General features: G+C 69.1%; 22 protein-coding genes and 1 tRNA gene. 11 read left to right on the top strand and 12 right to left on the bottom strand.

Annotation, left to right across the window (positions count from 1 at the left end; all coding sequences use genetic code 11):
* Positions 1-194 precede the first annotated feature (194 nt).
* Both AB0E05_RS18045 and AB0E05_RS18040 read right to left on the bottom strand, forming a co-directional pair.
* A complete protein-coding gene (locus tag AB0E05_RS18045; RefSeq protein ID WP_361964420.1) occupies positions 195-668 on the bottom strand; it encodes a RidA family protein in 474 nt (157 codons plus the stop codon).
* Entirely contained in the window at positions 665-823 is a 159-nt protein-coding gene (locus tag AB0E05_RS18040; protein ID WP_361964418.1) for a hypothetical protein, read from the bottom strand. The genes AB0E05_RS18045 and AB0E05_RS18040 overlap by 4 nt, the downstream gene beginning before the upstream one ends.
* 95 nt (positions 824-918) lie before the next feature.
* Here AB0E05_RS18040 and AB0E05_RS18035 point away from each other — a divergent pair, with 95 nt between their 5' ends.
* Positions 919-1,959 carry an ArsA-related P-loop ATPase gene (locus tag AB0E05_RS18035; protein ID WP_361964414.1) on the top strand — a complete coding sequence of 347 codons (1,041 nt, stop codon included), beginning with the start codon at positions 919-921 and terminating at the stop codon, positions 1,957-1,959.
* A complete protein-coding gene (locus AB0E05_RS18030) occupies positions 1,956-3,458 on the top strand; it encodes an ArsA-related P-loop ATPase (protein WP_361964412.1) in 1,503 nt (500 codons plus the stop codon). The genes AB0E05_RS18035 and AB0E05_RS18030 overlap by 4 nt, the downstream gene beginning before the upstream one ends.
* A 181-nt stretch (positions 3,459-3,639) precedes the next feature.
* Here the strand turns inward: AB0E05_RS18030 and AB0E05_RS18025 are convergent, their stop codons facing one another.
* Positions 3,640-3,984, bottom strand: a complete 345-nt coding sequence (locus AB0E05_RS18025) for a WhiB family transcriptional regulator (protein ID WP_361964410.1) — start codon at positions 3,982-3,984, stop codon at positions 3,640-3,642.
* 482 nt (positions 3,985-4,466) lie between these two features.
* Between AB0E05_RS18025 and AB0E05_RS18020 the strand changes: the two genes are divergently transcribed.
* Positions 4,467-6,833 (top strand): transglycosylase domain-containing protein, encoded by a 2,367-nt coding sequence (locus tag AB0E05_RS18020; protein WP_361964408.1) that lies wholly within the window; start codon positions 4,467-4,469, stop codon positions 6,831-6,833.
* 156 nt (positions 6,834-6,989) lie between these two features.
* Here the strand turns inward: AB0E05_RS18020 and AB0E05_RS18015 are convergent, their stop codons facing one another.
* Positions 6,990-7,451 carry a GatB/YqeY domain-containing protein gene (locus tag AB0E05_RS18015; protein WP_361964406.1) on the bottom strand — a complete coding sequence of 154 codons (462 nt, stop codon included), beginning with the start codon at positions 7,449-7,451 and terminating at the stop codon, positions 6,990-6,992.
* A 167-nt stretch (positions 7,452-7,618) separates the two neighbouring features.
* Here AB0E05_RS18015 and AB0E05_RS18010 point away from each other — a divergent pair, with 167 nt between their 5' ends.
* The 3 genes from AB0E05_RS18010 to AB0E05_RS18000 all read left to right on the top strand — a co-directional run bounded on the left by AB0E05_RS18010 (position 7,619) and on the right by AB0E05_RS18000 (position 10,585).
* Positions 7,619-8,545 (top strand): metallophosphoesterase, encoded by a 927-nt coding sequence (locus tag AB0E05_RS18010; protein ID WP_361964404.1) that lies wholly within the window; start codon positions 7,619-7,621, stop codon positions 8,543-8,545.
* 89 nt (positions 8,546-8,634) lie between these two features.
* Positions 8,635-8,708 (top strand) — tRNA-Pro (locus AB0E05_RS18005).
* A 377-nt stretch (positions 8,709-9,085) separates the two neighbouring features.
* The gene (locus AB0E05_RS18000; protein ID WP_361964712.1) at positions 9,086-10,585 is read left to right on the top strand and encodes a PE-PGRS family protein; all 1,500 of its coding nucleotides are present in this window, start codon (positions 9,086-9,088) and stop codon (positions 10,583-10,585) included.
* Here AB0E05_RS18000 and AB0E05_RS17995 read toward each other — a convergent pair.
* The 4 genes from AB0E05_RS17995 to AB0E05_RS17980 all read right to left on the bottom strand — a co-directional run bounded on the left by AB0E05_RS17995 (position 10,515) and on the right by AB0E05_RS17980 (position 13,806).
* Positions 10,515-11,357, bottom strand: a complete 843-nt coding sequence (locus tag AB0E05_RS17995; RefSeq protein ID WP_361964402.1) for a PE-PGRS family protein — start codon at positions 11,355-11,357, stop codon at positions 10,515-10,517. The two genes, AB0E05_RS18000 and AB0E05_RS17995, sit on opposite strands and share 71 nt — an antisense overlap.
* A gap of 152 nt (positions 11,358-11,509) precedes the next feature.
* On the bottom strand, positions 11,510-13,045 hold the full coding sequence (locus tag AB0E05_RS17990; protein WP_361964400.1) for a LacI family DNA-binding transcriptional regulator: 1,536 nt from the start codon (positions 13,043-13,045) through the stop codon (positions 11,510-11,512).
* Between the two features lie 48 nt (positions 13,046-13,093).
* On the bottom strand, positions 13,094-13,474 hold the full coding sequence (locus tag AB0E05_RS17985) for a helix-turn-helix domain-containing protein (protein WP_361964710.1): 381 nt from the start codon (positions 13,472-13,474) through the stop codon (positions 13,094-13,096).
* A 74-nt stretch (positions 13,475-13,548) separates the two neighbouring features.
* Positions 13,549-13,806: a helix-turn-helix transcriptional regulator gene (locus AB0E05_RS17980; protein ID WP_361964398.1), complete on the bottom strand. Its 258-nt coding sequence runs from the start codon at positions 13,804-13,806 to the stop codon at positions 13,549-13,551.
* Between the two features lie 484 nt (positions 13,807-14,290).
* On the opposite strand from AB0E05_RS17980, the gene AB0E05_RS17975 reads away from it, so the two are divergent.
* The 4 genes from AB0E05_RS17975 to AB0E05_RS17960 all read left to right on the top strand — a co-directional run bounded on the left by AB0E05_RS17975 (position 14,291) and on the right by AB0E05_RS17960 (position 19,592).
* On the top strand, positions 14,291-15,211 hold the full coding sequence (locus AB0E05_RS17975) for a hypothetical protein (protein ID WP_361964396.1): 921 nt from the start codon (positions 14,291-14,293) through the stop codon (positions 15,209-15,211).
* Positions 15,208-15,906, top strand: coding sequence for an ATP-binding protein (locus AB0E05_RS17970; RefSeq protein ID WP_361964708.1), 699 nt, complete (start codon positions 15,208-15,210; stop codon positions 15,904-15,906). The genes AB0E05_RS17975 and AB0E05_RS17970 overlap by 4 nt, the downstream gene beginning before the upstream one ends.
* 89 nt (positions 15,907-15,995) lie before the next feature.
* A complete protein-coding gene (mobC, locus tag AB0E05_RS17965; protein ID WP_361964394.1) occupies positions 15,996-17,999 on the top strand; it encodes a plasmid mobilization relaxosome protein MobC in 2,004 nt (667 codons plus the stop codon).
* Positions 18,000-19,592 carry a mobilization protein gene (locus AB0E05_RS17960; RefSeq protein ID WP_361964392.1) on the top strand — a complete coding sequence of 531 codons (1,593 nt, stop codon included), beginning with the start codon at positions 18,000-18,002 and terminating at the stop codon, positions 19,590-19,592.
* A gap of 702 nt (positions 19,593-20,294) precedes the next feature.
* Here the strand turns inward: AB0E05_RS17960 and AB0E05_RS17955 are convergent.
* The 3 genes from AB0E05_RS17955 to AB0E05_RS17945 all read right to left on the bottom strand — a co-directional run bounded on the left by AB0E05_RS17955 (position 20,295) and on the right by AB0E05_RS17945 (position 22,323).
* Entirely contained in the window at positions 20,295-20,618 is a 324-nt protein-coding gene (locus AB0E05_RS17955) for a hypothetical protein (RefSeq protein ID WP_361964390.1), read from the bottom strand.
* A 456-nt stretch (positions 20,619-21,074) separates the two neighbouring features.
* Positions 21,075-21,554: a hypothetical protein gene (locus AB0E05_RS17950; RefSeq protein WP_361964388.1), complete on the bottom strand. Its 480-nt coding sequence runs from the start codon at positions 21,552-21,554 to the stop codon at positions 21,075-21,077.
* 82 nt (positions 21,555-21,636) lie between these two features.
* Positions 21,637-22,323: a DUF317 domain-containing protein gene (locus AB0E05_RS17945; RefSeq protein ID WP_361964386.1), complete on the bottom strand. Its 687-nt coding sequence runs from the start codon at positions 22,321-22,323 to the stop codon at positions 21,637-21,639.
* A 594-nt stretch (positions 22,324-22,917) separates the two neighbouring features.
* Here AB0E05_RS17945 and AB0E05_RS17940 point away from each other — a divergent pair.
* Entirely contained in the window at positions 22,918-23,445 is a 528-nt protein-coding gene (locus AB0E05_RS17940) for a hypothetical protein (protein ID WP_361964384.1), read from the top strand.
* Positions 23,446-23,464: 19 nt separating this feature from the next.
* On the opposite strand, the gene AB0E05_RS17935 is transcribed toward AB0E05_RS17940, so the two are convergent.
* On the bottom strand, positions 23,465-24,067 hold the full coding sequence (locus AB0E05_RS17935) for a hypothetical protein (protein ID WP_361964382.1): 603 nt from the start codon (positions 24,065-24,067) through the stop codon (positions 23,465-23,467).
* Between the last annotated feature and the right edge of the window lie 311 nt (positions 24,068-24,378).

Below are 24,378 nucleotides of genomic sequence, written 5' to 3'. Positions count from 1 at the left end.
ATTCCTCCGGCAGGCACGGGGCCTCGCGAGTGCTGACCGGCGCTCCAGTGCCGATCGCGGCGTCAGGCCATCGGCGGCGCCCAACGCACCGACCGGTGTTCCCGTCCATGGCGGAAGGAGCCGTAGCGGAACGAGCCGTGCCGGCGGGAGCCGTGGCGAAGGCCACGAAGAAGGAGCCCTGCGCCCCGTACGCCTTACGCGTCCGGCGCGAGCTCGATCTGGAACTCGACCTCGACCGGTGCGTCCAGCGGGAGGACCGCGACGCCCACCGCGCTGCGCGCGTGCACGCCCTTCTCCCCCAGGACCTCGCCCAGCAGCTCGCTGGCGCCGTTGATCACGGCCGGCTGCCCGGTGAAGTCGCTCGCCGAAGCCACGAAGCCGACCACCTTCACGACCCGGGCGATCCGGTCCAGGTCGCCGACGACCGACTTCACGGCGGCCAGGCCGTTGAGCGCACAGGTGCGCGCCAGCTCCTTGGCCTCTTCGGCGGTCACCTCCGCGCCCACCTTGCCGGTGATCGGAAGTTTGCCCTCCACCATCGGCAGTTGGCCGGCCGTGTAGACGTACGGCCCGGACACCACGGCCGGCTGGTACGCGGCGATCGGCGGCACGACCTCCGGCAACGTCAGCCCCAACTCGGCCAGGCGCGCCTCGACGGCGCCGCTCACGACGACTTCTCGCGCTTCAGGTACGCCACGAGCTGCTCGGGGTTCGGCCCGGGCACGACCTGGACAAGTTCCCACCCGTCCTCGCCCCAGGTGTCGAGGATCTGCTTGGTCGCGTGCACGAGGAGCGGCACGGTCACGTATTCCCACTTCGTCATGGGCCGACTGTATCCGCACGTGTCGGGGCACACGTGACGCAGCCCGCACACGGCCTCGTGCGTAGCCCGCGGCCCGACTGGTTAGTCTCGAAAGCGTGAGCAGGCTCCAGGTCGTCAGCGGCAAGGGCGGCACCGGTAAGACCACGGTCGCCGCCGCACTCGCGCTCGCCCTCGCGACCGAGGGAAAGCGGACCCTCCTCGTCGAGGTCGAGGGCAGGCAGGGCATCGCACAACTCTTCGAGACGGAGGCGCTCCCCTACGAGGAGCGGAAGATCGCCGTCTCGTCCGCCGGCGGCGAGGTGTACGCACTCGCCATCGACGCCGAGCGGGCCCTCCTCGACTACCTCCAGATGTTCTACAAGCTCGGCAGCGCCGGGCGCGCGCTGAAGAAGATCGGCGCGATCGACTTCGCGACCACCATCGCCCCCGGCGTACGGGACGTGCTGCTGACGGGCAAGGCGTGCGAGGCCGTGCGGCGCCGGACGAAGCAGGGCTCGTACGCGTACGACTACGTGGTGATGGACGCGCCCCCCACCGGGCGCATCACCCGCTTCCTGAACGTGAACGACGAGGTCGCCGGGCTCGCGAAGTTCGGCCCGATACACAACCAGGCACAGGCCGTGATGCGGGTGCTCAAGTCGCCGCAGACCGCGGTCCACCTGGTGACGCTGCTGGAGGAGATGCCGGTCCAGGAGACCGCCGACGGCGTCGCGGAACTGCACGCCGCGGGCCTGCCCGTGGGCCGGGTCATCGTGAACATGGTCCGGCCGCACATCCTCGACGAGGAGGCGCTGCACCTCGCGGCGAACGGCAAGCGCGCCGACATCGTGCGGGCGCTCGCCGCGGCCGGCGTCGGCGGGGCGGCGGAGCTGGTCACCCCGCTGCTGGACCAGGCGTCGGACCACGCGCGCCGGGTCGAGCTGGAGCGCGAGCAGCGGGCGACGCTCGGCCGCCTGGAACTGCCGTCGTACGAACTGCCGCTGTTGAGCGAGGGCGTGGACCTGGCGGGGCTCTACCGGCTGTCGAAGGAACTGCGCGCCCAGACGGAACAGCGCAAGGGACAGCAGCCGGAGCAACAGGCGGAACAGCGGACGGACCAACAGCAGCAACGTGCCAAGCAAGGGACCGATTCATGACCCTGGACGCGTCGGCCACTCCCCTCCGCGTCGACACGCTCATCGACGACCCGGCCACCCGCATCATCGTGTGCTGCGGCTCCGGCGGCGTGGGCAAGACGACCACGGCCGCGGCGCTCGGCGTACGGGCGGCGGAGCGCGGGCGGCGGGTGGTCGTCCTCACCATCGACCCGGCCCGCCGGCTCGCCCAGTCGCTCGGCATCGACTCCCTCGACAACACCCCGCGCCGGGTCAAGGGTATAGAGCCCGACGGCGACGGACCGGCCGGCGAACTGCACGCCATGATGCTCGACATGAAGCGCACCTTCGACGAGATCGTCGAGGCGCACGCGGACCCCGAGCGGGCCCGCGCCATCTTGGAGAACCCCTTTTACCAGTCCCTGTCGGCCGGCTTCGCGGGCACGCAGGAGTACATGGCGATGGAGAAGCTGGGGCAGCTGCGGGCCCGGGACGAGTGGGACCTGATCGTCGTCGACACCCCGCCGTCGCGCAGCGCGCTGGACTTCCTGGACGCGCCGAAGCGGCTGGGGTCGTTCCTGGACGGGACGTTCATCAAGCTGCTGATGACCCCGGCGAAGATGGGCGGCCGGGCCGGGATGAAGTTCCTGAACGTCGGCATGTCGATGATGACGGGGACGCTGGGCAAGCTGCTGGGCGGGCAGTTGCTGCGGGACGTGCAGACGTTCGTGACGGCCATGGACACCATGTTCGGCGGCTTCCGCACCCGGGCGGACGCCACGTACCGGCTGCTCCAGGCCCCCGGCACGGCCTTCTTGGTGGTGGCGGCGCCGGAGCGGGACGCGCTGCGGGAGGCGGCGTACTTCGTCGAACGGCTGGCGGAGGAGGACATGCCGCTGGCGGGGCTGGTCCTCAACCGGGTCCACGACAGCGGGGCGGCCCGGCTGACGGCCGAGCGGGCGCTGACGGCGGCGGAGACCCTGGAGTCCGAGCTGAACGACGTCCTGGACCCGGCCGCCCAGGCCGACCCGGTCGACTCCGTAGGCCCTTCCGGCCCTGACGCCCCCGCCGACCTGGGCGATCCGGCCGAGCCGACCAGTCAGACTGATGTGGAATCCGAATCCTCAGAAAATCTTGCCGCGGCCGGCATTGTGGATCATGGAGACGGGAAGACTGGTGTTCGTGAGGCCACGGACGTCTCTCCCGAAACCCCGCCCGTGGACCGCTCGCCCAGCCCCCCCGAGCACTCCGCACCACCCGAGTACGAAGACGTCTCCCCCCGTGACGTCTTCGCCGAGGACGCACGCCCCGAAGCCGACAGCGAGCACACCACGGCGCAGCTGACGGCCGGTCTGCTGCGCCTGCACGCCGAGCGCATGCAGGTGCTCTCGCGCGAGCAGCGCACACGGGACCGTTTCACCGCGCTCCATCCCGAGGTCGCGGTGGCACAGGTGACCGCACTACCCGGTGACGTGCACGACCTGGCCGGTCTGCGCGCCATCGGCGACCAGTTGGCGGCGGCCGGCGACCCGGAGGCGTGACGCAGGGCGCGCCGCAGGCACGCACCGGCCCCTTGCACCGGGCACGGCAGGCCGCGCTCCGGCCCGTTCCGCAGCCGACCCGCAGTCGTGGCCGGGCCAGCTCCGTACCCGCCCGACGGACTCCCGCGGGAGCCGGCGGACTCGATCGCGCCTGCGGGGCGACCCACCCCGCAGGAGTGACCTACCCCACGGCCGCGAAGGCCGCGTACGTCTCGTCGTCGTCGAGCCCGACGGGCAGGACGCCCGCCCCGCGCTCGTACTCCGTGCGTGCGGTTTCGAGGAGTCTGCGCCAGGAGGTGACTGTGGGTCGCCTGCGCAACAGCGCACGTCGTTCCCGCTCGGTCATCCCTCCCCACACGCCGAACTCCACGCGGTTGTCGAGGGCGTCCGCCAGGCACTCGGTCCGCACCGGACATCCGGTGCACACCGCCTTTGCCCTGTTCTGCGCGGCCCCTTGTACGAACAGTTCATCCGGATCGGTAGTGCGGCAGGCTGCCTGCGCACTCCAGTCGGTTACCCAGCCCATCCCGGCTGCCGTCCTCTCCCGAATCGAGGCTCCCCCACGGCGGTAGCGGCATATTCACCGCTGCCAGTTGAGGACGTTACGGAAGGCGGGCGCGGTGCAACACCCCCTGCGGGCCCAATCTCGAATGGCCCGAACGGACTATGCGTACGCGGCAGATCACCCAGGGGAGTGACCTGGGGACATGCGAAACGAACCCGACGGAGTCAGACACATCGGACAGTTCACGATGCACATCGGGCGGAACATAGTGCAAATTTGGTGCGAAATCGGGCACCGCAGTACATGAACAAGGTGCGGAATGCCGGATTCCACTTTGGCCTTCGTCGGGCCCCGATGACTACGGGACACGCCACACCGCGAGGAATGACTTTCGACGAATTCCGGGAATGGCTTGATGCACAACCGTACTGCTGTGACAGTTGGGAGCAGCTTAGGCCAAGGGATGCACCCGTGTCCGGCGAATGAGAACGTAGGCTGTTTCCATGCCAAAGACGCGCTCCGGCGGGGGTCTGTCAGCGACCCAGCAAGCCGCCAAGTTCCTCGGTGTCAGCGTGCTCTCCGGAGCGGTGTTGGCCGGCATCGCCCTCCCGGCCGCCGGCGCGCTGGGCCTGGCGGCCAAGGGCACGGTGAAGGGGTTCGACGAGATCCCGGCCAACCTGAAGACGCCACCGCTCAGCCAGCGCACCAAGATCCTGGACTCCAAGGGCGACCTGATCGCCTCGGTGTACTCCCGCGACCGCACGGTGGTCCCGCTGGCGGACATCTCCCCGTACATGCAGAAGGCGATCGTCGCCATCGAGGACTCGCGCTTCTACGAGCACGGCGCGATCGACCTCAAGGGCGTGCTGCGCGCACTCAACCGCAACGCCCAGTCGGGCGGGGTGGCGCAGGGCGCGTCGACGCTGACCCAGCAGTACGTGAAGAACGTCTTCGTGGAGGAGGCCGGCGACGACCCCGACAAGGTCGCCCAGGCCACTCAGCAGACGCTCGGCCGCAAGATCCAGGAGCTGAAGTACGCGATCCAGGTCGAGGAGGAGCTGGGCAAGAAGAAGATCCTGGAGAACTACCTCAACATCACGTTCTTCGGGCAGCAGGCGTACGGCATCGAGGCCGCGTCGCAGCGCTACTTCTCCAAGCCCGCCAAGGACCTGAACCTCCAGGAGTCGGCGATGCTCGCCGGCATCGTGCAGTCCCCCAGCCGGTACGACCCGGTCAACGACACGGAGGAGGCGCGCAAGCGCCGGAACATCGTCCTCCAGCGGATGGCCGACGTCCGCGACATCACCCAGGCCGAGGCGGACCAGGCCAAGGCGACCCCGATCGAACTCAAGGTCAGCAAGCCCCAGAACGGCTGCATCACCGCCGTGAAGGGCGCGGGCTTCTTCTGCGACTACGTGCGCAACGTCTTCCTGACCGACCCCGTCTTCGGCAAGACCAAGGAGGACCGGGCCAAGCTCTGGAACCGCGGCGGCCTCACGGTCAAGACGACGCTCGACCCGAAGGCGCAGGCGTCCGTCCAGAAGTCGATAAAGGAGTACGTCTACCAGTCCGACAAGGTCGCCACCGCGGTGACCCTCGTCGAGCCGGGCACGGGCAAGGTCCTGGGCATGGGCCAGTCGAAGCCGTACGGCTTCGGGAAGAACGAGACCCAGATCAACTACTCCGTCGACAAGAAGATGGACGGCTCCAACTTCGGCTTCCCGGTCGGCTCGACCTTCAAGCCGTTCGTGGCGGCGGCGGCCATAGAGCAGGGACGGCCGGCCTCGCAGTCGTACGCGGCGCCGTACGAGATGGCGTACCCGAGCCCGATCCAGGGCTGCTCCAGCGGCAAGCCGTGGGTGAACACCGAGGGCGCCAAGCTCACGAACGAGATGGAGTCGGAGGTCGGCCCGTACAACCTCAAGGAGGCGATGGAGAAGTCGGTCAACACCTACTTCGTCCAGATGATCGCCGACATCGGCCTCTGCCCGGTGAAGGAGATGACCGACAAGCTGGGCCTGGTCGTGGGCAACGGCGAGAAGCTGCGCGCCGCGCCCTCCTCCCTCACGCTCGGCTCGGAGGGCATGTCCCCGCTGACGATGGCGAGCGCGTACGCGGCCTTCGCCAACCGGGGCACGTACTGCACCCCCGTCGCCATCGAGTCGATCCGCACGGCGGACGGCAAGAACCTCGACGTGCCCAAGACCGACTGCCAGCGGGCGATGAGCGAGAAGACCGCCGACACGATCAGCTCGCTGCTGAGCGGTGTGGTGTCCGACGAGGGCACGGGCGCGAAGGCCGGACTCAGCGGCCGTGACAACGCGGGCAAGACGGGTACGACGGACGAGCGGAAGAACGCCTGGTTCGTCGGCTACACACCGAACCTCGCCGGAGCGGTCTGGGTCGGCAGCCCGACGCAGCAGGTGAAGATGTTCAACATCAACATCGGCGGCCGGTTCAAGCCCAAGGTCTTCGGCGGTGAGGTCCCCGGCTCCATCTGGCGCATGGCGATGACCGGCGCGCTGGACGGCAAGAACGCCCCGAGCTTCAACCGGGTGCCCATCCCCGACGCGCAGAAGCCGGACCAGGACGGCGACGCCGACCGCGACCGCGACCGCGGCGACGGGCGCCGTGACGACGGCGACAACGGCGACAACGGCGACGGTGACGGGGAGGGCGACAGCCGGGGTGACGGCGGCGACAGCGGCGGCGGCTGGAACAACGCCAATGGCGGTGGCGACGGCGGTGCCAACGGCGGCGAGGACTCCATCCCCGGGATCACCATCCCGCCGGGCGTGATCGGCGGCAGCGGCGACAGCCGGGGCCGGACGAGCAACGGCGGCGGAGAGGGAGAAGGCGGCGGCTTCTAGCCGCGTCGTAGTCGAGCGGTACGAGCAGGGCCCGGGTCATCCGACCCGGGCCCTGTTCTTGTTCGTACGAGGCGGGGAGGCGCTCCACTGCGGCGTGGGCCACGTGTCACCTCACCCGGCGCAGCTGCTTCAGGGAGGCGTGAGCAGCGTGTCACGTCACCCCGCGAGGAGCTGCTTCACGGCCGCGGCGACGCGACCGCCCTCCGCCCGTCCGGCGATCTTCGGGTTCACGATCTTCATGACGGCCCCCATGGCCCGCGGCCCCTCGGCCCCACCGGCCTTCGCCTCCGCGACGGCCTCGGCCACGATCTGCCGGAGCTCGTCGTCACCGAGCTGCTTCGGCAGGTACTCGCCGAGCACCACGCCCTCCGCCTTCTCCCGCTCGGCCTGCTCGTCCCGCCCGCCCTTGGCGAAGGCTTCGGCGGCCTCCCGCCGCTTCTTCGCCTCGTGGGCGATCACCTTCTGCACCTCGTCGTCGGAGAGCTCACGGGCGGTCTTGCCCGCCACCTCTTCCTTGGCGATGGCGGCGAGGGTCAGTCGAAGAGTCGCCGAGCGCAGCTCGTCACGCGCCCTGATCGCTTCGGTGAGGTCGTCCTTGAGCTTGGCCTTGAGCGTCATGGGGAAAGTGTGACAGGTACGGGTCGGGTCCCGCCCGCCCATTTCGGACGCCGCCGTTCCCGTACGACTACCCCCGGCACCCTTCGCGCCACTCTCCGTGACATCGCTGCTCCGGGCGGCCCTGCCCGCGGTCGGAAGGGGCATGTCGTGTCTGCGACGATGGGCGCATGCGCGCACGGTACGGAGTCCCCCTGGCAGTCACGGCAGTCGGCGCGGCCGGCATCGTCTACGCAGCGGCGTTCGAATCCCGCTTCTTCCGCCTCCGACGACTCACCGCCCCCGTGCTCCCGAAGGGCATGCGCCCCCTGCGCGTCCTCCAGGTCTCCGACATCCACATGGTCAGCGGCCAGGGCAAGAAGCGGGCCTGGCTCCAGTCCCTGGCCGGCCTGCGCCCCGACTTCGTCGTCAACACCGGCGACAACCTCTCCGACCCCGAGGCCGTCCCCGAGGTCCTGGACGCCCTGGGCCCGCTGATGGAGTTCCCCGGCGTCTACGTCTTCGGCTCCAACGACTACTACGGCCCCAAGCCGCGCAACCCCGCCCGCTACCTGCTCGAAAAGGTCCAGGGCCGCCACGGCCTCAACGGCAACGCCCCCGTCGTCGGCGCGATCCACAACCCCTGGACGGACATCCGCGACGCCTTCGACGCGGCGGGCTGGGTCGGCCTCAACAACACCCGCGGGCGCCTGAAGCTCGACGCCGGCGAGATCGCCTTCACCGGCCTGGACGACCCCCACATCAAGCGCGACCGCTACCCCGAGGTCGCCGGCGGCCCGGACCCCGACGCCGACCTCTCCCTGGCCGTCGTCCACGCCCCCTACCTGCGCTGCCTGGACGCCTTCACCGCCGACGGCTACCCCCTGATCCTGGCGGGCCACACCCACGGCGGCCAGATCTGCATCCCCTTCTACGGCGCCCTCGTCACCAACTGCGACCTGGACACGGACCGCGTCAAGGGCCTCTCCACCCACGACTCCGCCGGCCGCACCTCCTACCTCCACGTCTCCGCAGGCTGCGGCGCCAACCGCTACACCCCGGTCCGCTTCGCCTGCCCCCCGGAGGCCACCCTCCTGACCTTGACGGAACGCCCGTAGCCGACCGCGCCCACCCTCGCGAAAAGCGGATTTCGCGTGAGCGCGCGGGTGGGCTAAAGTAATCGATGTCGCCGCTACAGTGGCGGCATCGGGGTGTAGCGCAGCTTGGCAGCGCGCTTCGTTCGGGACGAAGAGGTCGTGGGTTCAAATCCCGCCACCCCGACAGAGAAACACCAGGTCAGGCCCGGTGCTGAGAGATCAGCGCCGGGCCTGATTTGCTTTGCAACCCTGTTTTGGGAGCCATTTGGGAGCCAACTGGGTGTGATCTTCGAGATCCGGCTCCCGGCGGCTCCCCCGAGGAGCGGCCTTCTGCCCCCTCTCGGCGCGGGCATACGCATCGAGCCCCGAATGAGTCACTCCACGGCTTGTGCCGAGCAGACCTGAGACGGTACGACCATCGCCATGCACCCTTGGTCTCCGTTAAATGACCGGCAACTCGCACTCCTCACCCGTATCGGGGGCGGAACCGACCCTGTCACGTCGGACAGCCCCGAGCTCGCCGTCACGGCTCGCGCGCTCAGGGACCGGGGCTTGGTGACCATGCCCCGGAAGAAGGGGAGGTGGCAGGCGGAGATCACTGACGCGGGGCGCTTCTATCTGGAGCACGGGCATCATCCCGACCGTCCGGAGTTGGCTCCACGCCAGCCTCGCGTGGCGGCGTCTGAAGCCCGGGCGCCGGTTGCAGCTGGTCCGTCGCAGGATGCCGATCCTCCGACCGAGACGAAGCCCGCCCCGAAACGGGCCGTGAAACCTCCGCGCCCGTCGCCAGCGGCAGTCGGGCCAGCGCTCATCGCGCAGGTACAAGAGGCCGGACGATTCCTTCGGATCCCGGACCCCAGCGCGGAGGAACGGGCGCGGTATCGCAGGGCGTTCGACGCAGCACGGCAGTGCGCTCCGGATGGGTACCACCTGAAATACAGCGGGCGGGCGAAGGGGGACTTCTTCCTCGGTCTGCTAAGGGTGTCCGGCGAGGACGACACCGAGTGGAACCGGATCCGTCTGGCGCGCAGCCGTGTGATCACCGACGTCGAGGACGTGCTCGCCGCGGTCACCAAGGACCACAGTGCCTTCGAGATCTCCGAAGAGGTCCTGCCGAGGGTGCTCGCCCTGATCCGGCTGCTCGCCGAGCAGGCGCTTGCGCGGTACGGCGAGATCGCGGTCTCCAAGAAGCGTAAGCAGCCGAGGCCGCTGCTGACGGTCCACGGCAGGACGTACGAGGTCGGCTTCCGTGAGCGGCAGAAGCAGGTCCGCTACGTCCCCAAGCAGCCGGGTCGGCGCACGTACGACTGGCAGCGGGTCACGCCGGCCCACAAGTTCGAGCCGTCCGGCGAACTGGAGCTGTTGGTCAGCGAGAACTCGGGCTACAGCTACAACTACGGCTGGAAGAAGGAATGGGCCGACACGGCCACGAGGCCGTTGGAGGAGCAGATCGCCTCGATCTTCCGGGCGTTGAAGGCACGCGCGGAGGAACAGGAGCAGGCCCGGCTAGAACGAGAGGCGGAGCAACGGCGTCTGCGCGAGGAGCGGGAGCGCCAGGAGGCCGAGCGCCGACGACTGGCGGAGGAGCGGGAGGAGCGCGAGCGGCGGGAGTGGGAGGCCGCGGTAAGTGCGGCTTTGGTCAAAGCGGTTCACGCGGTACGGGCCGATCACTTCGGCACGGCCCTAGAGCAGTGGCGGGCCGCGGGTGAGATCCGGGCATTCTGCGCCGCGTTGGATGAAGTCGCCGCTGCGTCGGAAGATGCCCCCGAAGCTGAGCGGCTGCGTGAGTGGTCGGCTTGGGGGAACGCGGAGGCCGATCAGCTCGACCCCACCACGAACGGCCAGGGCCTGGCCATCCGCGACTTCAACGCGGAGCCGACGAAGGAGCAGCTGCGACCGTTCCTCGACGGCTGGCGGCCGGACCGGCCGGAGAAGGAGCCTCCGTCTCAGCCAACGCCTCCGAAGTCGGAGCCAGACCCGTGGCGCGGCGTCATCGACGCACATCAGGATCAAGGGTGGCGATATGGACGCCAAGGTCGCGCTCAATGGTGGAGGCGATGACGCCGTGACCTCGGTCGCGTAGGGCCTTGACCGCCTTGTCGACGAGTTCTCCGAGCCGGATGACCTCGGCGCGCAGGGCGACCAACTCGTCGTAGCGGTCGGCCTTGTCTTCGCCACACCAGGCCCGGACGGCTCGCAAGACAGCTGCCTCCGCGTCCAGCTTCCGGTCGTCCCGTCGGCTGTAGGAGTACCAGGAGGACTGGGCGCGCTCCTGCTCGATGCCCTGCTGCTTGCGGTCCACCTCCGGAAGGATCTCGTCAGCGAGGCGGCCGGCGACCTGGCGGGCGACGCGCTCGGTGACCGGCCACCCGGCCAGGCACATGCCGTGGCGGTTCTCATAGACCATGGCGTCGCTGCGGAGTTCGGCTGCGTCCATGCCGATGAGCGGTGCCGTCTCATCGAGGCGGCTCAGCTCCAGGACCCCGGCGTCGGCCACTGTTCGGCGCAGGCGGAGCCTGTTCTTCGGACGGACGAAGCCGAGGATCATGCGGGCGGCCTCGAAATCCGTGCTGCCCCGGACGTGGCGAGAGGACTCCGCCAGCGCCAGCTCCGCCGCGTCATCCGCGCGGAACGTATCAACATCCGCCCACGGCGCTACGAGAGAGCCGGAACTGACCCACTCCTGCAGGCCAGCGGCATCGCCTTCGAGAAACCGCACGTGGATCCAGCCAGACCTGCCGGAGCTGCCCACGCGTACGACCTCGACCTGGCGGACCTCGCTACCCAGGTCCTTCGGCCTCGCGCGGTACGCCCAGTGCTCGCCAATCTCCATGTGCCTATTGAGCCAGGTCTCTTGGCCCTCTCACCGGTCGTTTGCCATAACCTCCGGAGCGAGGTGACCTCCACGAGGTTGACGCTGCCCCTGCAAGGTGTCGCCGGAGGCGGCTGTGCCTCTGGTGGTGACCATCAGAGGTGCAGCAGCAGTCATCGCTGGGACTCCGCAGGCTTACGTGATTCCCTGCGCGCACGTAGGAGATCATCGAGTACGCGCACGGGTGACGTGGGGCTCATCGCCAGGCGGGTGTCGAGTGCCGCCTCCCACTGCTCGGTCAGTCCGAGCATGAGGCGCTTGCGCATTCCGGGCGTGACGTGGGCGTAGCGTGCTGAGACCGAGCTGTCGATGTGGCCCATGCGGTCGTCCATGAGGACCTTCTCGGTGCCGAGGTCCTCCATCACCGTTCGGTGGGTGTGGCGGAGGCCGTGGGGTGTGAGGCCCTTGGCGATCGGGAGCCAGCAGGCATCGGCCCGGTCGCTGGCGCCACGCCCTCGGGCTGGGACGCCGGGCCACGGGTCGCCGAGGAGCGGTACGGGGCGGGCCTCCTGCGGTGCCTTCCTCGGGTACCAGCCAGAGACCGCCGGGGTGAACAGCCAGGTGGCGAAGCCGTTTCGGCGCCAGTGGGCTGCGTGCTGCGAGACCGCGCCGCCGCGCACGAACCCCAGGTCTGCGATGGCCTGTTCCACCCTGATCCGCTTGGCTTCGGTGACGCGGTCGGGGTGGTTGAGGACGTTGGACACCGTGCCGGTGGAGACTTCGGCTCGGCGTGCGACGTCGACGAGTTTCGCGCCGTGGTGGCCGCCGGTGCGGGCCGTGCCCTGGCCCCGGAAGACGTAGGTCTTGCCGTGACACGAGCAGGGTTTCGGCTTCGTACGGGCGACGTGGTTGGTGACCAGGGCCGACAGCCAGTCCGTCGCGTCGATGGTGCGGTAACTGTCGTCCTTGGGCGGACAGCGCACCAGCTCGCCGGTGTCGAGTTCGTACAGCTGCCACTCGACGCGGACGGCCCCGGGGCGGGCGAACTCCGTCTCCAAGCCGACGATTTCGCCCCAGCGCATGCCGGTGTACCCCTTGAGGACGACGGCGACGAACTCGTCGTCGCGGCCGGAGAGCAGGGCAGCCCGTTCGGCAGTCAGCAGGATGCCGAGCGGATCGGTGACAACCTTCTCCGGACCGCGGTCGCGGGAGCGGCCGGCGCGCTTGCCGCGTCCTCGCCGTCGGGCGGCCGGGTTCGAGGTGATCAGGCCCTCGTCGATCGCGTCCTCGAAGATCAGGTGGAGCGTCGAGCGCCAGGTCTTGACGCTGGAGGCCGCGTAGACGGCCTTCTCCTTCTTCTCCCACAGGTCGACGTCCGTGCGCAGGATGCCGGCGAGCGCCTTGTCCTCGAAGTTGGGGAGCAGGTGCTCCTCGATGTGGCGCTTGTAGTTCTGCATGGTCGAGGCGGCCAGGTCCTGGGCCTCGTACCAGCGGTTCGCGTACTCGCCGAAGGTCTCCTGGCCGAGTGCCGGGTCGCGCCAGTCGCCGCGCCGGTACTTGTTCTCGGCCTCGCTCGCGGCGCGCTGGGCCTCGCCCTTGGTGGCGAAGCGGATCGCTTTGCCGTTGTCGTCGACCACCGTGAGGTGCTTGCCGGGCGCGGTCTTGTACCGGCCGCGCCAGTAGTTTCCGCGCTTCTCCGCGAAACCCAACTTCCGTCTTCCTCCCCTGCTCTCGGCTTGTGACTGGGTGCGGGCGTGCTACGCGACGGTCTCGTACTGGGTACGGTGCGGCGGTCGAGCCCGCAGACGCCCTGGCGTCGAGGCTGTAGTCGGCTCAGGAGACCGCGGGGCACGAGTTCGTACCGCGAGAGGACTTGTCGTTGCCCGACTCGCCGGCTCGCTGCTGACGGATCGCTTCGGGCGCTCTTCGTAAAGGCGGACGATCTCGGCGAGGTGCGCGGCGGTAAAGCGGTAGGCGCGGCCGACGCGGGTGTGCGGGATGACTCCGCGTCGAGCCCGGTCCTTGACCCACCAGGCGGAACAGCCGAGGGCTTCGGCGATTTCTTCGGGGCGGTAGAGACGGGACAAGGGGGCTCCGCCCTCGGTACCGGGAAGGCGTCGTACGAGGGCAGGGGGTATGTCGGAGTGGTGCAAGAAGGGCGGGTCCTTACTGGGTGGGGGCGTGCTCGGTCAACGGTGCTGAGCGGTCCTCGTCACGTGGCGGTCGGCCCCTGCAGCAGCACGAGAGGCGAGACCAGGAGGGCTTGGGCGATCGCGACGAGGTCGTCGGTATCGCATCGGCGTTGGGCGCGTTCGATGCGGGACAGCATGGTGTTGGACATCGGGTGGCCGAGGGAGGTCACGCGGCCGGCCAACTGGCGTTGTGACAGGCCGCGTTCGGTTCGGAGAATTTCGATGGCGCGGGCCGCCTGCATTCCTGCGGGTCCGACTTCCAGTGGGCGTGGGGGCATGGCTCCAATTGAAAGGTGCATTCGCCGGTTTCGGTAACCGGCGATCGTGGTCTATGTTGCGCTCGCGTCGTTCGCCGGGATGGGGTTCCCGGGAGTCGGGAAGAGGCACGGAACAGCGCACCGATCATGGTTCTGACGTGCGGTGTTGTGTTGTAGCTTCCCCGCCTGCGGCTCGTCAACGGCTTGCCGATGTGATGGTTCTGGCTCTGCGGTCCGGGCAACTATTTGGTCAACAGCGGATCGTGCCTTACGGTTTTCCTCCCGCCCGCCACCGAGCCCCATTTCTCGCGGCCTTTCTGCCGTGAGAGATTGCGCCGGATCGGGCTGGACTTGCGCGACTGGGGTGTGGCTATGTTGACGACACCGCCGGAAACGCAATCGCTTCCCGGCGCGCGTCCGCGCCAACACCCCCTCGAATTCCGCCCCGACCGACGGTGCGCCGCGTTGTCCACGCACAGGCCACCGAGTGAGGACCGCCCCGCACTTGGCACGAATCCGCACCATCAAGCCCGAAGCCTTCGTCTCCGAGTCTCTGGCCGTCGTCTCCCTGACCGCCGAGCGCACCTTCCTCGGCCTGCTCACCCAGGCCGACGACCAGGGCCGCCACCGGGACCACGCCGCGATCATCGCCGGGCAGTTGTGGGCGCTACGTCCGGAGCACACCCCGTCCGACGTCGAGACGGACCTCGCCCAGCTCGCCGACGCCGGACTGATCTGCCGGTACAAGGCGCCGGATCACAAGCGGTACCTGCACGTCGTGACCTGGCATCAGCATCAGAAGATCAACCGGCCGAGCAAGAGCCGGCTCCCGGGCTGCCCGGTCCACGAGGCTTCGGTCGCTGCCGCTCCTGCGGTGAGCACCGGTGTCACGGAGTACTCACTGCCGCCTCACGCAGTCCTCACTGAGTGCTCCGGCGAGGTCCGGGAGTCTGCACTGAATCCGGGCCTTGAGAGCGAAGTCGCAGTTCAGGAGCGCTTCACGGAGTCCTCCGTGAGGGATCAGGGAGCGGTCGGTGAGGCAGCAGTGACGTCTCACGGTCCGGATCTAAGACCTAGGACCGTGGATCTAGGAGATATCCCTTCGGGGGGCGCAAGCGCCCACGCGCCCGACACCGTCTCGGCCAAGCAACTCCTCGGCGAGTACATCGCCGCGTGCAACCACCGCCCGCCAGATGCTTTCCTGGGCCATCTCGGCAAACAGGTGCGCAAGCTGCTCGACGAGGGCATCGCCCCCGCCCACCTCCGGGCCGCCCTCGAGCGCCACCGGGCCAAGGGCCTGTCCCCGGGCGTCCTGCCCAGCCTCGTCCACGAGGTCATGAACGCCTCCGCCCTCGCCACGACCACCGCCCACCGGACGTGGACGAACCCCACCGACGTCGTCGCCGCCTACGGAGATGAGCTCTGACCGCCACCCTCACCCGCGCACCCCAGCCCGTCGGCCAGATCGCCGACCGGCTCAACACGATCCTCGCCAACCGCGGCATCGACCCGACCACCGCTGCCGCCCACGAGCCGGCGCCCGAGACCGTCACCGCCCTGGAACTCGCCGACGCCCGTATCCCCGCCCGCTATCGCCGCGCCCTGGCCGACCACCCCCAGATCACCGCCTGGGCCGACCAGATCGCCCGCGCCGGACGCCCCGGCCCGACCGGACCCGGTATCGCCGAGGGCTCGTCGCTGCTCATCGCCGGCCCCACCGGCACCGGCAAGACCCACCAGGCGTACGGCGCCGTACGCGCCCTCCTCACCCGCGGCGTCCGACTGCGTTGGGAAGCCACCACCTCCGCCGACCTCCACGCACGGCTCCGCCCCCGCGCTGGCCACGACGGCGAACGGGAACTGCAGACGCTCGCCCGATGCCCGCTACTGCTCCTGGACGACCTCGGCGCGGCCAAGACCAGCGAGTGGACCGAGGAGCTCACCTACCGGCTGATCAACCACCGGTACGAGCGCATGCTCCCCACCCTCATCACCACCAACCTCCCCACCGCCGAGCTGCGCACCGCACTCGGCGACCGCGTCGCCTCCCGCCTCGCCGAGATGACCGAACGCGTCATCCTCACCGGCCCCGACCGACGCCGCACCGCGCCCACTGCCTGAACGGCCCGCGGTCCCTCCCCGTCCCACCACCTCACCCGCGTGGGCTTCCGCCTGCCCTCGAACACGCGGGTCCCTTGGAAAGCCTCTGCATGCCCCCTGGCACCACCACGCCCATCAGCGCCAACGACGTCGGCATGCCCGCCCTGCCGCACTGGTCCCCTGCGCCTGCTGCCATCGCGGCTCTGCTCGTCGCCGCATTGTCCGCCACATGGTTCCTGCGGAAATACCAACGGAAGCCGAGCGCTGGACAGCGCCGTAGCACCGCCGCGATCCCAGTCGCCGCCGTCGCCGCGATCGGCTGCACCGCCTACAGCGCGGACACCAGCTGGCGCTTCGCCGCCGACTACCTCGACATGGGCAGCGCCGTCGAGCGCGCCGCGATGTTCGCCGCCGCCGAACTGGCGCTGTTCGCCACCGCGCTGATGGCGCGGGCGAACCTCAACGGCCCCAAGCAGGCGCCCGGGGTGCCCGGCACTCTCACCTGGGTGATCACCTGCGTGCAGATCGTGCCCGCCTACGCCGAGTCCGGGCTGGTCGGCGGAACTGTGCGGGCCATCGTCGGCCCGGTCCTGGCGGCAGTGCTCTGGCACCTGGCCATGGGCATCGAACTGCGCCACCGCAGCCCGGACGCCGACTCCCGCAGCCTGACCGCCCTCCTCACCCGCCAGGCACGCGAACGGCTGCTGGCTCGTCTGGGGATTGCCGACCGGGACGCGGATGCCGCCCGAATCATCCGCGACCGCGCCCTCGATCGGGCCGTCACCCTGATCCTCCGGGCAGAGACCATGACACCCGACAAACGCACCAAGTGGCGAGGCCGACGCCTCACCCGGCACCTGCACCAGGCCCTGGAGCAGGCTGACGTCGACCGCGACGAACGCCAGGACGAGCTGCTGCTGCGCAAGCTCGCCACCCGCCAACAGGTCCTCGCCCTGACCACCGTCCCGCTGCCCGCCCGCTGGCCGGACACCGCCGCACGCACAAGGGGCGGCTCCGCGACGGCTCGCCCGCGGGCTACGGCAAGAGAGCGGGCAGAAATTTCGGGCGCCTCACCCTCCAAAGTCGCGGGCGATGACGCCGCCGACCTGGCAGCCCGCCCCCTGCCCGAAAACCGCCCGCAACAGCCCGTCCGCACCACCGTCGACCCGGAACCAAAACCGGGCGAGGAACCGCCGGGCAACGACCCACACACCGCCCCGCGGGCGGAGTCGAAGCGCCCGAGCTCCAAACCGCGCGCGACACGGGACTTCCTCAACAAATACGCCCGTGACCTCTTCCGCGAGCACGGACGTCTCTCCCGCGACCTGCTGGAGGAGGCCGTACGCAAGGACGGCTACAGCGTGGCCAGCGACACCGCAGGCGAGGTGGTCCGCACCGTCAAGGCCGAGCTGCCTACGGCACCCGTCGGCCACCCCCAACTGAGACCACCCCCAACGCCCAAGGAAAACCCCTCAATGCACGAATCGCACCACGAACTCCCCACCTGCCAGGAGGAGATGATCACCGGCCTTGACAGCGCAGCAAGCAATGGCGATGGACCGTCCACGGGCCGGTCCATCGCGGACTCCTCCGCCACGGGGGTGGCGGAGGAGCTGCTCCGGCGCGAGGGCGCGCCGGAGCAGGAGGGGGTGGGCGTCGGCGAACTGTCGGCCCCCACCCCGGTGGGGGCCAAGCAGCATCGGCCGCACCGCCGCGCGAACCTCGAAACGCGGCGCGCCAAGCCCGTCACCGTCCGCTTCGCCCCGCACGAGAAGCACGACATCCAGGCGGCGGCGGACACCGAGCACGTGACCATGGCCACCTACATCGCCGACGCCACCATGGCCCGCGTACGAGGTGAGATCACCGTCGCCCCCGTGCGCACGGTCTACGACGACGCGATCGACGAACTCGTCTCCCTGCGCGCGCAGATCGCCCGGATGGGCAACAACGTCAACCAGATCGCCCGCCGTCTCAACATCGACGGCAATCCCCACCCTGTGGACGCCGCGATCCTCCAACGGACCGACCGGCTGCTCGCCACCGCCCACGACACGGTCCGGGCGATCGACGACGCCGCCTTCCGGGCAGCCGAGCAGAAGGCAGCGGCCTGAGTGATCGCGAACATCGTCAAGCCGGGCAGCAACACGTACGGTGTACTGGCCTACCTCTTCGACAAGGGCCGCGCCAACGAGCACACCAACCAGCACATCGTCGCCTCCTGGGACGACTTCATCCCCGACCCCGGCCCCTGGGACAGCCCCGGACACGAGCAACGCCTCGACCAGCTCACCAGGGCCCTGGATCTGCGGGTCAAGCAGGCCGGCGACAAGGCTCCGGACGGGCATGTGTGGCACTGCTCGGTGCGTGCCGCACCCCAGGACCGCGCCCTGAACGACGCCGAGTGGGCGACGATCGCCCGCCGCATTCTCCACGCGACCGGCATCGCCCCAGAAGGCGATCCGGACGGCTGCCGTTGGGTCGCTGTGCGCCACGCGGACGACCACATCCACATCGTCGCCACCAAGGTCCGAGGCGACCTGCGCCCACCGCGGAACTGGAACGACTACCACCACGCCATGACCGAACTCACGGCGATCGAGAAGGACTTCGGACTCACCCAGGTACCGCGTGGCACCGAAGCAGCCGCCGACACCCCGGCCGCGAAGCGCCCCACCCGCGCCGAGCAGGAGAAGGCCAAGCGGCAAGGCAGTGGCATGACGACGCGCGAGTGGCTGCGGCACACCGCGCGCGCCGCGCTCTCCATCGCCCAGGACCTGGACGACTTCTTCAACCTGCTCGCCGACGCCGGCCTCCAGGTCGAAACCCGCACCCTGCCCTCCGGCGACCTGGCCGGCTACAAGGTCGCCCTGCCCGGCGACACCAACAGTGAGGGCGAGCCCGTCTGGTACTCCGGCTCCAAACTCGCGACTGACCTCTCCCTTCCCCAGATCCGACAGCGCCTGGCCGCCACCGAAGCGCCCGCCGCGCCCGCGGACTCACCGGCCGGGCACCGCCGCCCCAACGCATGGCACCAGGCCACCGCCGCCGCGGAGCGCATCCCGCACCACCTCGACCACGCCGACGAGGACATCGCCCAGGCCCACCTGACGGTCTTCGGCGAAGTCCTCTACGCCCTGCCAGCCCACGCCCCCGCCCACCTGAAGGCCGAACTCCAACGGGCCGCACTCGCCTTTGAGCACGCCGCTCACAGCCGTGCCCAGGTCGACCACCAGCACGCTCGCGCCCTGCGCGGCGCTCTGAAGGGCATGCTCTACCAGCCCGCCGACCACACCGCCCTGGCCATGCTCCTGGACGCCGCCATCCTCGTCGTCCTGGCCACCCAGCGCCGTAGCACCCTGCGCCACCATGACCGGCAGGTGGCCCGCCGCCCGCCAGTCGCTCATCCATCTCCAGGCCGCCTACGACCAGATCGCCCCCATCAGCCTCGCCGCACTCGCCCGGCACCGCCCCACCGACGGAACCGTCCACCAGCACGTCCGCACCCTGCACGAGGTCCTGCCCGCCCACGCCGAGCAGATCCTCACCGAGAACGCCTGGCCAGCCCTCACCACCGCCCTCGCCGCCGCCGAAGCCGTCGGCCACGACCCCGCCACCGTCCTCCAACAAGCCGCCCAGCAACGCCCTTTGGACGACGCCAAGTCGATCTCCGAAGTCCTCGTCTGGCGCATCCAACGCCTCAGTGAGCGGCACACCCCCGGTCCGAGTGCCCGAGCCGCGCAGGCCCGCAGCGCTCGTGCTCAGGCCGCCTCACAGACCGGCGCTGGGATCCCAAAGGCGTACACGCCGCCGTCATCCCGCACAGACCGGTCCCGGTAGGAGGGCGACGGATCGTAGCCGTACGCCCCCGGTTACCGAAACCGGGGATTCTCCGGACCCTCTGTATGGCCCACCCCCACCAACCGCTGGCAAGGAGCACCTCGCATTCCCGCCAAAGAACCCCTCCCCCAAGTCGTCACCCTGCTGTGCGACCTGTACCAGGACTACGGCTCTGGTGACTGGTTCCACCTCGACGGAAGGCCCATCACCGAGGAGGAGTACAACATCGCTCACGAGGCCACACTCGAAGAGATCCGTGAGGCTGACGCGCAGACATTTCGCTACTACAAGTACCGGCTCAGGTGGCTCGAAGCACCCGAGGCTCTAGACCGGTTCCTCGAACCGTTCCTGGACCAGCTCGACGAGAAGCCCTTCGGTCACGCCATCGACATCATGAATGTGGACGAGCTAGCGAAGTTCCAGCAACTGGTCGATGCGGTGGCTGAACCGCTGCGCCCATTCACCCCGTACACCTTCTGACAGACAGCGGCGTAGTCCGCACACCGATATGACGAAGGGGGCGGTGGCAGGGATTCATCCCTGCCACCGCCCCCTTCGCACTGCTGAGGTCAGCGCCCGCGTTGGCCCTTGTCCACGGCCTTCGCCAGGTGGGCGTCGACCAAGCCAGGGCTTCCGGAAACGACCACGACCACTGTCCCGATGCAGACGGCCGTCTGCTTCACCACGCTGCTGCGCCCGCCAAAGGAGAACGTCAGCCACTGGCTCCACTGCTCATCGCCCAAACGGTCGGCAAGCGCCTTCTGAGCCGTGACCGTGACGGAGGTACTGCCGCCGAGGACCCGGTACGTGGGGCAGGAGGTCATCGCCTCGAATATCCAGGCCACGCCCCTCGAGAGCCTGGTCTCGGCGTCGCTGTACAGCTCCTCGGACACCTCGGAACCCTCGTCACCGATGTAGTGAAGGACACCTTCGCCCTGTGGGAGAAGTCGAGGCTGCCGCCAACCGCAGCCTCGCCATCGAGCTCCTCCAGCGCCGGACAGCCGATCACGGACACGTCATCGTGCCGCTCTGCGCGCTGCGGCTGGCGGACGTAGCCCTCACCCAGATCCCTCTCGTCCAGGAGCCGCTTCGTCAGAGCCGACGACGACAGTGGAACGGACACCGAGGCCCTCCCATCTTCTGCGCTCGCCGAGAGGGCCGTCGAGGGAGTGGGGCCGATGGAATCAGCCCTGCTGGTCGAACCCCCTGTCAGGGCAAGGGCTGTGAGGCTGAGGACGGTCGTGGTGCGAAGGCGCATGCGAACCCCTTGGTGATCTGCGGAGCGGACAGGTTGACCAGGCCGGCTCTCCAGCGCCGGGCGGGAAGCGGGGCCAAGTGGGCTTCTTGGTTCAGTGGCCGAGGTGGCGCAGCCCGTCCTCAAGGGTGGGGTGCCAGCGGTCGGCCGGACCGGAATGGCGGTTGTACCAGGCCGCGTCCAAGCCCAATTCCCTCGTCGTATGGCCAGCACGGCATCGCAGCCACACCGAGTCGTCGCGCATGCGGAGGACAGCCCAGTTCCGGTACTCGCCGCACTCGGAACACTCGCGGACCTCACCGTCAATGACGAGCGGCTGGTCCCAGCGCATCATGAACCCGGCGACGTCCTGGCGGGACGGCGCCTTGAATTCCGGCGGTAGGAAGTCGGGTTCCCTCGCAGCCTCCGTAGCAGCCTCAGCGGTAGTGGCGACCGAGTCGGGCGTATCGGGCCAGGGCATTTCGGCGTGCATCTGCAGCAGCGCTTGGCCCGCACGCTGCGCATCCCGGAACCTACGGTCGGCGCGGGCACGTCGCTGGAAGATTCGGAGCATATGGGTCTCCATCTCTGCCATCTGGCGAGTTCGGGGGTCGGTCCGCCCAGGGAAATGGCGGGCGGCGGGAGCGGCACAGCAGCCACTGCCGGAACGCGGGTCGTCAGCTGCGACGGACGACCATGAGCCGGCTCTCGGCGTCCTTGGGCAGGGTCCGGCGGGCCACCAGGGCCGGCGAGGCCAGAGAGGAGGCGAAGGCGGCGACCAGGTCATGGGGGACGCTGGCGCTGAAGCTGGCGCACCACAGATATGGGGCGCCGAGAACGGGTTCCGCCCACGCCTGCCACCCCATCAAATCAGGGCGTGGATCCGCGTCCTGGACCAGTGGCGGCTGCAGCCCCAGGGAGACGGTGGCGGAGAACCCGGGGTCCATAGCGGTGGTGTGGGGGCTGTCCGGGTCACGGACCCAGCCTTGGGCACTGAGCGCGTTGAGGACCGTCTCGGGGCCTTCGAAGCCGATGTCGGGTGCCTCGCGGGCGTCGATCGCCACGAGGAGGTCGGCGAGTGCCTCGTACGGGATGCTGGCGGTGAAGTAGGCGTTCCACTCCGTCATGGCGGAGTCGGCATGCGGGCGGGCGCTCAGTTGCCAGGCCACGGGCAGTCCGCCGAGTTCGGACGGGTAGGCCGAGAGGATCCACTCGGCGCCGCACAGCCCGTCCGGGCTCACGTACAGCAAGGTGCTGCGGGAGGTGGGCCACATGCGCCAGCCGAGGCCGGTCAGGGTGGTCCCGATCTGCTCGGCTAGAGCGCTGTCGTCACCGGCCAAGTGGCGCGGGGTGACCCAGTACAACGGCTCCTGCGAGTCGGGGCGGAGGGGATCGCTGGGGTGGTGCGGGTACAGGGGCGCCTCCGTGGGTTCGGGGGTGGGTGTTCGGGCAGGGCGTTGTACGTTGACATGGCTTGCGGCCGGGCAACAGGCCTTTCCTGGGCTTTCCTGTCTGCCCCGGGCGAACTGAAAAGAAGCGGGACGCATTTACCCTCGTATGCGGGGGTGGATCGCGTTCACTCTGCCTGTGCACGGGAGCAGTGGTCCGGGTCCACCGTGCTCCGGAGCGTCCGCGAACTGCTGATGGTCACCTGGCTCGCGCGGAACGCCAGCGCCGATCCACGCGCCGCCGAAGAAATCGAGAAGCGAGTCGAGACGCTGCGGTCAGGTGGCTCACGGCGGGCTTGGTCGCCGCTCTGAGAGAGCCCGGCTTGAAGCCAAACGCGGAAGCCGCAGGCTTGTTCCGCGACGTCGCGGAACTCCATGGCCGCCTCATGCGCGAACAAATGTCGACGCAGCCCGTTCAGCCACGAGTGTGCCGGGGACACGTCTGCTCCTCCCGGGAACAAGACCGGTCTTCGGACCAGGTGCCGCATCGTCGGGACTACCGTGCGGCGGGTGCGCGAGGTCGAATACGAGAGCCGCGGTGTGCCGTTGGAGGACTACCAGCTCACTCGGCGGGATCACCGCTGGCAGAAGGACTTGGAGGCCATCTGCCGGGCAGCACGACGGCAAGTCGAACAACACTTCGCCCAGCTGCGCGAGGACCCGGAAATGGCAGCGCGCGATCAGGAGGCTCGGACACGAGTCCTGCAGGAGATCCTTTCGTGCAGGACACCTGACCACCTGATCATGCGCTGGCGGGTACGCCTCTACTGCGGTCACATCACCGAAACCACACGCCACGCGGAGAACGCCCAGCCCACGCTCCATGGATCTTCCAAGATGCGGTGCCCAGAGTGTGGGCAGGACCCATCGGCCATTGTCGCGTTCGAGCCCATCGGCCTCGTCGCCGAGCCATCCTCGCCACCAACACCGTCATCGCCTCCGCCTTCGAGAAAGCCAACACGAGCAGAGCTCGAACGTCGTGTGGCCGCCTTGGAGGCGGAGAATGCGCGCCTTCGTACTTCTCGATCATCAGGCTGACAGGCAACGGGATTCGCACCTACAGACGCATCTCTTCCTCGATGGCACGGGCGATCTCTGGCCACGGTGCGCGCAACGCACCAACGAGCGACCAGTAGGCGTACATGTCCCGGACCAGAGCCCCAACGCCAAGACGTGCGGCACCTCGGTCGATGGTGCCTATGACACGTCGGGTGATTCCTCCCGCTCCTCGGGCAGCTGGGGTGATCCCGTGTCCGAGGAGGAGCGTGGCCGTGCGGATGGCATCCAGCGTGGGCGGCGGCGCAGTCCCGGCGAAGTTGCCGTAGATCAGCTGGTACCAGCGCTCTTGGGTGCGAGCCCATGCCAGGCGTTCCAGGCCGCTACCGAGGTCTACGGCCATCCGGCCGGGGTGTTCGGTGTTCCACAGGAGGACGATGTCGCCAAAGGTGTGGCCCAGATGGCGGAAGCGCAGTGTGATGCCCTCGACCTGACGCCGGCGCCACGAGGTCAGGTCGCCATCGATGCTCAGGTGCCGCGCGTGGAAGCCAAGTTGGGATAGGACTGTCAGCCAGCCGTCGAGAATTACGCCGTACTCGTCCAGGCCGCCTATGGGTTGGACCCGGGACACGTTGACGAAGGAGGTCAGGAAGCCGTCCTTCAATTGGCCTGTGGCATCACGCTGGCCTGTGACGCGGACGACTGGCTGGGGAAGGAACCCGCTTCGGTGCGTGCGGAGTTGGCCGTCCTTGAGGAGTGGGTCAAGTGCCTGGACCGCGGAGATGGTCAGTTCGGTCTCCCGCCCCCAGCGGAGGGGAAGGCAGGCATCGCGTGGGGCCCCAACTCGCGCGAAGCCAGTCTCCAGGGAATTGAGCAGCTCCCTCCATGATGGCGGTCTGCGCGGCGGCCTGTAGGGGGTATCGCGGTTCGGGTGGCGGACCTGGATGTGACGGCGGTCGACCGTGAACTCCCAGT

This window comes from Streptomyces sp. NPDC048057 (assembly GCF_040653095.1).
Taxonomy (GTDB): domain Bacteria; phylum Actinomycetota; class Actinomycetes; order Streptomycetales; family Streptomycetaceae; genus Streptomyces.
The sequence above is the reverse complement of the archived record's forward strand: the minus strand, read 5'-3'. Positions and strand labels throughout refer to the sequence as shown.